Annotated in this window: 8 protein-coding genes and 1 tRNA gene; 7 read left to right on the top strand and 2 right to left on the bottom strand. The window is 73.2% G+C overall.

Annotation, left to right across the window (positions count from 1 at the left end):
* On the bottom strand, positions 1-1,319 hold a 1,319-nt coding region (locus tag JHD21_RS18760), incomplete at its 3' end, for an HNH endonuclease signature motif containing protein (protein WP_292678304.1).
* A gap of 125 nt (positions 1,320-1,444) precedes the next feature.
* Here JHD21_RS18760 and JHD21_RS18755 point away from each other — a divergent pair.
* From JHD21_RS18755 to JHD21_RS18730, 6 genes are all read left to right on the top strand, one after another.
* Complete coding sequence (locus JHD21_RS18755; protein ID WP_292678302.1) at positions 1,445-2,365, top strand: MBL fold metallo-hydrolase; 921 nt, start codon at positions 1,445-1,447, stop codon at positions 2,363-2,365.
* Positions 2,366-2,399: 34 nt separating this feature from the next.
* The gene (locus JHD21_RS18750; protein ID WP_292678300.1) at positions 2,400-3,647 is read left to right on the top strand and encodes an alpha-hydroxy acid oxidase; all 1,248 of its coding nucleotides are present in this window, start codon (positions 2,400-2,402) and stop codon (positions 3,645-3,647) included.
* A gap of 58 nt (positions 3,648-3,705) precedes the next feature.
* Positions 3,706-4,323, top strand: a complete 618-nt coding sequence (locus JHD21_RS18745; protein ID WP_292678298.1) for a TIGR03086 family metal-binding protein — start codon at positions 3,706-3,708, stop codon at positions 4,321-4,323.
* A 24-nt stretch (positions 4,324-4,347) separates the two neighbouring features.
* Positions 4,348-4,437: transfer RNA gene (locus JHD21_RS18740), tRNA-Ser, on the top strand.
* Between the two features lie 161 nt (positions 4,438-4,598).
* Entirely contained in the window at positions 4,599-5,630 is a 1,032-nt protein-coding gene (locus JHD21_RS18735; protein ID WP_292678295.1) for an ice-binding family protein, read from the top strand.
* Positions 5,627-6,280 (top strand): class F sortase, encoded by a 654-nt coding sequence (locus JHD21_RS18730; protein ID WP_292678293.1) that lies wholly within the window; start codon positions 5,627-5,629, stop codon positions 6,278-6,280. The genes JHD21_RS18735 and JHD21_RS18730 overlap by 4 nt, the downstream gene beginning before the upstream one ends.
* A 15-nt stretch (positions 6,281-6,295) precedes the next feature.
* On the opposite strand, the gene JHD21_RS18725 is transcribed toward JHD21_RS18730, so the two are convergent.
* A complete protein-coding gene (locus JHD21_RS18725; RefSeq protein ID WP_292678291.1) occupies positions 6,296-6,613 on the bottom strand; it encodes a hypothetical protein in 318 nt (105 codons plus the stop codon).
* A gap of 141 nt (positions 6,614-6,754) precedes the next feature.
* On the opposite strand from JHD21_RS18725, the gene JHD21_RS18720 reads away from it, so the two are divergent.
* On the top strand, positions 6,755-7,479 hold a 725-nt coding region (locus JHD21_RS18720; protein ID WP_292678289.1), incomplete at its 3' end, for a crotonase/enoyl-CoA hydratase family protein.

Raw genomic sequence — 7,479 nt, 5'->3', positions numbered from 1 at the left:
CGGGGTCGGTGTCTGATCCAGGGCTGGTCGGTCTGGGTGCGGTGTCGTGGTGGTGGCAGGAACTCGGGTCTGCCGTCCTCGGGGTTGAGGCGGACCTGCCAGGGGGTGTGGTGGATGACCCGGTGGTGCTCCCCGCAGAGCAGGACCAGGTTGCCCAGTGCCGTGGGTCCGCCGTCGGCCCAGTGGGTGATGTGGTGGGCGTGGCACATCGAGGGTGGCCGGGTGCAGCCGGGGAAGGCGCAGTGCCGGTCCCTGAGGATCAGCGCGATCCAGATCGCCATGGTGACCAGCCGGCGGGCCCGACCCACGTCGAGGACCTGCCCGTCGGCGCCCAGGACGCCGGGGATGATGTCGGCGTCGCAGGCCAGCCGCCGGACGGCGGCCACCGACAGCTCCAGCCCGGTCTCGGTCCACGCGGACTGCCCCAAGGCCTGCTGGAGATGGTCCAACGAGGTGGTGACGGTGACCCGAGGGCGGGTGCCGTGGGACTCGGGTGGCAGCTCGGTGTCCAGGCAGTGCTGGGCGGTCTGGATCAGCGCGTCCCAGAGCCGGGCGCCGTGGTCGCGGGGGTCCCGCTCCGTCGCACACGTCGGGTCACCCGGGTCGTCGGGGTCCACCGCCGGAGCCGGTTTGGTCAACGGCAGCAACGCTGCGCGGAGGACCTCACCGTCCTCGGCCGACCCGTAGCCCTTGACCCGGACCCCGCCCGCACCGTCCTCGACCACCGACAGGAACCGCTGCCGGTGCGCCGCGCGCTCCTCCCGGTCCAACGCGGCCTCAACGGCGCGTTCCTCCCGGTCCGGGTCGACCACCGCCGCGACGTGCCGCCCGGCCCGGACCAGCTCGGTCGCGGTCAACGTCCGGCACTGCTCCAGCAGCACCCGCTCCGCGTCGGCCCGCAGGTCAGGGCTGGTCGGGAGCGCCTCCACCGCCTCGACCACCACCGCGGCCTGGCCGAGCGATGTCTCACCTGAACGGACCGCCGCCAAGGTCGCCGGGAAGTCCGACGCCATGACCCGCGCGAGCCGCACCCTCCGTCTGCCGTCGCGCCGCAACCCACCGACCAGGTGGGTGAACCAGTCCGCCGTCGACCCCCAGTGCAGCCGCCGCTTCGGGATCTCCCGGATATCGACCTCGGCCAGCATCGCCAGCTCCAGCGCGTCGGCCGCACCACGCAGCCGCTGGACCGCGGACATCCCCTCCAGCAGCTCGTCGTCCGACCACACCGCCGGCAACCGGTCCGACGCCTCGAGCACCAGGTCCCGAGCAGCCTCCACCACCGCAGCAGGTGCGGTGCCAGAGCCGGGAGTGATCGCCACACCCACCACGCTCCGAGCCCCCACCGACACCACCCCGGCAACCGCACGAACCCTGTGGAGAACCCGCCCCGAGCCGCCGCTGTGGACACGAAGTGGCCAGCTCCTGACTGGCTAGCCTGCTGGGCATGCGCCTCAAGCTCGGCCGACCGGACCTCGAGCGGTACCGCGACCGGTTCGACGTGCCCGCTGCCGAGGGCGAGTTCGCGGTCACCTTCCTCGGCGTGGCGACGCTGCTCCTCGACGACGGCTCCACGCGCCTGCTGTTCGACGGCTTCTTCTCCCGGCCGTCACTGGTGTCCGTGGCGCTGCGCAGGCTGACGCCCGACACCGCGCGCATCGACGCCGCACTGTCGCGCGCCGGCGCGGACCAGGTCGCGGCGGTGGTGCCCGTGCACACGCACTACGACCACGCGATGGACTCGGCCGTGGTCGCGCAGCGGACCGGGGCCACCCTGGTCGGCGGTGAGTCCACGGCGAACGTCGGCCGCGGCGGCGGCTTGCCGACGGACCGGATCCGGGTCGTCGGCGACGGCGACGTGGCGACGTACGGCGGCTTCACCCTGACCTTCGTGGTGTCCGACCACTGCCCGCCGGACCGCTACCCAGGCACTGTCGACGCCCCGGTCGTCCCACCGGTCAAGGCCGACGCGTACCGCTGCGGCGAGGCCTGGTCCGTCCTCGTCGAGCACGCCAGCGGGAGGACTGCCCTCGTGCAGGGCAGCGCCGGGTTCGTCCCCGGCTCACTGACGGGCCGCACCGCCGACGTCGCCTACCTCGGGATCGGCCAGCTCGGGGTCCAGAGCGAGGACTACATCCGCTCCTACTGGGCCGAGACGGTCGGGACCGTCGGCGCGAAGCGGGTCGTGCTCACCCACTGGGACGACTTCTTCCGCCCCCTGGACCTACCGCTGCGGGCGCTCCCCTTCGCGGGGGACGACCTGGACGTGACGATGCGGGTCCTCGGGGGCCTGGCGCAGGAGCAGGGCGTCGCGTTCCACCTGCCGACGGTCTGGCGACGCGAGGACGCGTGGTCGGGACTCGGCTGACCCCGGAAGGCTGAGGTCGAGCAGACTGGGTGCCGTGGAGGCCAGCAAGCGGCGGGTGCCCAGGCGTCACGACCTCGCGCCCCTGGTGCAGTTCAGGAAGCCGGTGCTGTCGCCCAAGCGGAGACGCCTCGACAAGTCGCTGACCATCGACGACCTGCGCCGGGTCGCGAAGCGGCGGACACCGAAGGCCGCGTTCGACTACACCGACGGGGCGGCCGATGGCGAGGTCTCGCTGGCCCGGGCCCGCGAGGCCTTCGGCGACGTCGAGTTCGTGCCGTCGATCCTGCGCGACGTCTCGACCGTGGACACCACCCGGGAGGTGCTCGGCTCGCGGGTGGCGCTGCCGTTCGGGATCGCGCCGACCGGGTTCACCCGGATGATGCAGACCGAGGGCGAGATCGCCGGAGCCCAGGCCGCCGCGGCGGCCGGCATCCCGTTCGCGCTGTCCACCATGGGGACCACGTCCATCGAGGACGTCGCCGCCGCCGCACCGGCGTCGTCCGGCGGCCGCAACTGGTTCCAGCTCTACATGTGGAAGGACCGGGACCGGTCGATGGCGCTGGTCGACCGCGCCGCCAAGGCCGGGTTCGACACCCTGCTGGTGACGGTGGACGTCCCGGTCGCGGGCGCCCGGCTCCGCGACGTACGCAACGGGATGACGATCCCGCCGACCCTCTCGGCGCGCACCGTCGCCAACGCGATCCCGCGAGCCGCCTGGTGGTTCGACTTCCTCACGACCGAGCCGCTGGCCTTCGCGTCGCTCGACTCGTGGTCGGGGACGGTCGCCGAGCTGCTGGACACCATGTTCGACCCGACCGTCACCTACGAGGACCTCGCCTGGATCCGCGACCAGTGGCCGGGGAAGGTGTCGGTCAAGGGCGTGCAGTCCGTCGCCGACGCCCGTCGCCTCGCCGACGCGGGTGTGGACGCGATCATCCTGTCCAACCACGGCGGCCGCCAGCTGGACCGGGCGCCGGTGCCGTTCCACCTGCTGCCCTCGGTGGTTCGCGAGGTCGGATCCGAGCTCGAGGTCCACCTGGACACCGGGATCATGTCCGGCCAGGACGTCGTCGCGGCGATCGCGCACGGCGCCCGCTTCACCCTGATCGGCCGCGCGTACCTCTACGGCCTGATGGCCGGCGGACGGGAGGGAGTCGACCGCACCATCGAGATCCTCCGCGGCCAGATCGAGCGCACCATGCGCCTCCTCGGGGTCCGGACCCTCGACGAGCTCACCCCGGAGCACGTGGTGCAGCTGCGTCGCCTCGGCCCGCGCGGATAGTCCCTGACTATCCCGCCCGTGGCCGATGAGTCCGCGCGGCCTCCTCGGTCAGGACTGCATGACCACTCTCGACTTCCGGCCGACCACGACGGAGCTGGCCTGCCTGGTGCGGTCCGTCCGCGACGAGCAGCTGGGCGACCCCACGCCGTGCCCCGACTACACGGTGGCCGACCTGCTCGACCACATCGGCGGCCTCGCGCTGGCGTTCACGTTGTCGGCCCGCAAGGAGGAGATCCCGGCCGGCGGCAACGCGTCCGGCGACGGCTCCCGGCTCGAGGACGGCTGGCGGGACCGGATCAGCGCCCAGCTCGACGAGCTCGGCGAGGCGTGGCTGGACCCGTCGGCGTACGCCGGCATGACGATGGCCGGACCGATCGAGATGCCCGCGGAGGTCGCCTCCCTCGTGGCCCTCGACGAGGTGACGGTCCACGCCTGGGACCTCGCGGTCGCGACCGGACAGGCGTACGCCGCGGACCCGGCCGCCGTGGACGCGGCCCACGCCTTCGCGACGAGCTTCGAGCCGCCCGAGGACGGACCCGCGGACGACGGAGGTCTCTTCGGCCCGCCGGTCCCGGTCCCCGCGGACGCGCCGGCTCTCGACCGGCTGCTCGGCGCGACCGGCCGCGACCCCCGCTGGAGCCCGCCATCGGGGTCTGACAACAATTCGGCGGCCTGACGCTGCTCCGGTACATTCTCCGGCGGTGGCGTGTCCGAGCGGCCTAAGGAGCACGCCTCGAAAGCGTGTGTGGGTGCAAGCCCACCGTGGGTTCAAATCCCACCGCCACCGCCAAGCTTTCCCGGTTCGACCACGCGCCAGCGCTTTCCCGCGTAGTTTCGAACGCATCCGGACTCGATGACATTCGATCCCCCCGTGTGACCACGCTCCGGCAATCGCTGGAGACCCCCGTGACTCCCTTCCCCCGCAAGCTTCTGCCTGCCTCCGCTCTCGCCGTGGCGTTCGCGCTGGTGCTTCCCGCCGGGTCGGCCTCGGCCGCCCAGGCGGCCGTCGGGCTCGGCACCGCGACGCCGTACGCCGTCCTGGCCGGCACCACCGTCACCAACACCGGCCCCTCGGCGATCGCCGGGTCGGTGGGCGTCGCACCGGGCACCGCCGTCGTCGGCTTCCCGCCGGGCCAGGTCAGCGCTGGCACCATCCACGCCGCCGACGCCGAGGCGCTCAGCGCGCAGGACGACCTGACCACCGCCTACAACGATGCGGCGGGACGTGGACCGGTCGTCGACCAGACGGACCAGAACCTGGGCGGGCAGACGCTCGTGCCCGGCGTCTACACCGCCTCCACCAGCATGAACCTGACCGGCACCGTGACCCTCGACGGGCTGGGTGACCCGGCAGCGGTCTTCATCTTCCAGGCCGGGTCGACGCTGCTCGCCGCCTCCAGCAGCCGGGTGGCACTCATCGGCGCCGCCCAGCCGTGCAACGTGTTCTGGCAGGTCGGCAGCTCGGCCACCATCGGGACCGACTCGGTCTTCGTCGGCACCGTGATGGCGCTGACCAGCATCACCCTCGAGACCCGAGCGACCGTCCAGGGCCGGATGCTGGCCCGCAACGGCCAGGTCTCGCTCGACACCAACGTGATCACCCGGCCCACGTGCGCGGCGACCCCGCCGGGCACGACGCCGACCCCCACCGCGACCCCGACGCCCTCGAGCACGCCGTCGGCCACTCCTGACGACTCCGACGACGACAGCGGGGACAACGGCGGCGACAACGGCGGGAACAACGGCGGGTCGGGCAGCAGCGGCGGCGGGTCCGGCAGCAGCGGTGGCGGCTCCGGGTCCGGCACCTCCGGCGGGACCCCGAGCACGCCGTACATCCCGTCGGGTCACCCCGAGACCGGCCGTCCCGCGGACGGCGAAACGCCCTCCAACGTCTGGCTGGGCCTCGGCCTCGTCTTCCTCGTGGGCGCCGGAGTGGCAGCGCGGCGGGCCCAGAAGGCCGCCGTCGTCCAGCCCTCCCCGTGAGCACCAGGTCCTGGACCGCCCCCACCTCCTGGTGGCGGGCGGTCGCAGCCCTGCTGGTCCTGCTCGCGGTCGTGTGCCTGGTCGTCTGGAGCGACCGCCAGGCAGCCTCGACCGAGGAGCAAGCGGCGACCGGAGCGACAGCTGCCGCGACCGCGCCGACGAGCACGCCCCAGGCCGAAGCGGTCGTCGAGACCGACGCCGAGCCCGTGAAGGTGCGGCCGGTCCAGCTGGTGATCCCCGCCCTCGACCTGGACACCCGGCTCATCACCCTCGGCGTGGAGAAGGACCGGACCGTCCAGGTGCCCAGCGACCCTGACCGCGCCGGCTGGTTCCGTCGCGGACCGGCGCCCGGCGCCCTCGGGTCCTCGGTGATCCTCGGTCACGTCGACTCGGTCGACGGGCCGGCCGTGTTCTCCGGGCTGTCCGAGCTCACCCCGGGCGCGCAGATCACGGTGCGCCTCGACGACGGCTCCGACGTCAGCTTTACGGTGCACTCGGTGCGGACGTACGCCAACGAGGACTTCCCGGCACGCAAGGTCTACGGCTCCCACGGCCGCAGCGAGCTCAACCTCGTCACCTGCGGCGGCGTGTACGACGCGGACCGAGGTGGCTACCAGTCGAACGTCGTGGTCAACGCCCGCAGGACCTGAGCCGCGACCGAGCGTCTAGCGGTACGACAGGTCGGCGTAGTTGCGGCGCTCGCTGCTGGTCGGGGGCCGGAACGCGCCGATCAGCAGCACCACGATGCCGCCGCCGATGACGACGGCGCCCACCACCAGCACGCCTGGGCTGGCCTGCTCCAACCCCTGCTCGGGTGACGATCCGTACGAGTCGGGCGCGGCGATCTCCGACTCCGACGCCTGGCTCGTCGCCGCGCCGCCCACGAACAGTGCGCCGAGCACGGCGAGGGCGGCGACCAGGCTGAGCCTGGCGAGCAACCGCACGGCGACATCGCGCCGCTGGTCCCAAGACTGCTTCCGCATGACGTGCCTCCCCATGAGTCGTCGTCATCGCTGGGTGTCGCTCGCCCGGACGAGTGACCTGGCCAGTCTGACTCCACCGCTCCCAGGATGTCCTCCTCCGATCGGTCAGACCTGGTCGAGCCGTCTGGTGCAATCAGGCCCATGAACGTCCGCATCGAGACAGACGGTCCGGTCACGACGGTGGTCATCGACCGCCCTGAGGCGCGCAACGCGGTGGACGGACCGACGGCCGCCGCACTGGCCGAGGCGTTCCGCGCCTTCGACGCCGACCCGGCGGCGTACGTCGCCGTGCTCACCGGTGCCGGCCGCACCTTCTGCGCCGGCGCCGACCTCAAGGCGATCGGCACGCCGACCGGCAACCAGGTGCAGCCGGTGGAGGACGGCGCCGACGGCCCGATGGGCCCGACCCGGATGCGGCTCGGCAAGCCCGTGATCGCCGCGATCGAAGGGTACGCCGTCGCGGGCGGCCTCGAGCTCGCCGTCTGGTGCGACCTCCGGGTGGCCGCCGAGGACGCGACGCTCGGCGTGTTCTGTCGCCGCTGGGGCGTGCCGCTGGTCGACGGCGGCACGGTCCGGCTGCCCCGGCTGGTCGGTACCGGCCGGGCGCTCGACCTGGTCCTCACCGGTCGTCCGGTCGGCGCGGCCGAGGCGCACGCCATGGGCCTCGTCGACCGGGTCGTCCCGGCCGGTCAGGCCAGGCAGGTCGCCGAGACCCTGGCCCGTGAGCTGGCGGCGCTGCCCCAGGAGTGCCTGCGCAACGACCGGCTGTCGGTGCTGGACCAGGAGGGCCTGCCCGAGGAGGACGCGCTCCGGGCCGAGCTCGAGCACGGGATGCGGTCGCTGGGCGCGGGCGCACTGGAGGGGGC

The sequence above is a fragment of the Nocardioides sp. genome (assembly GCF_016462705.1).
Lineage (GTDB): Bacteria > Actinomycetota > Actinomycetes > Propionibacteriales > Nocardioidaceae > Nocardioides.
The sequence above is the reverse complement of the archived record's forward strand: the minus strand, read 5'-3'. Positions and strand labels throughout refer to the sequence as shown.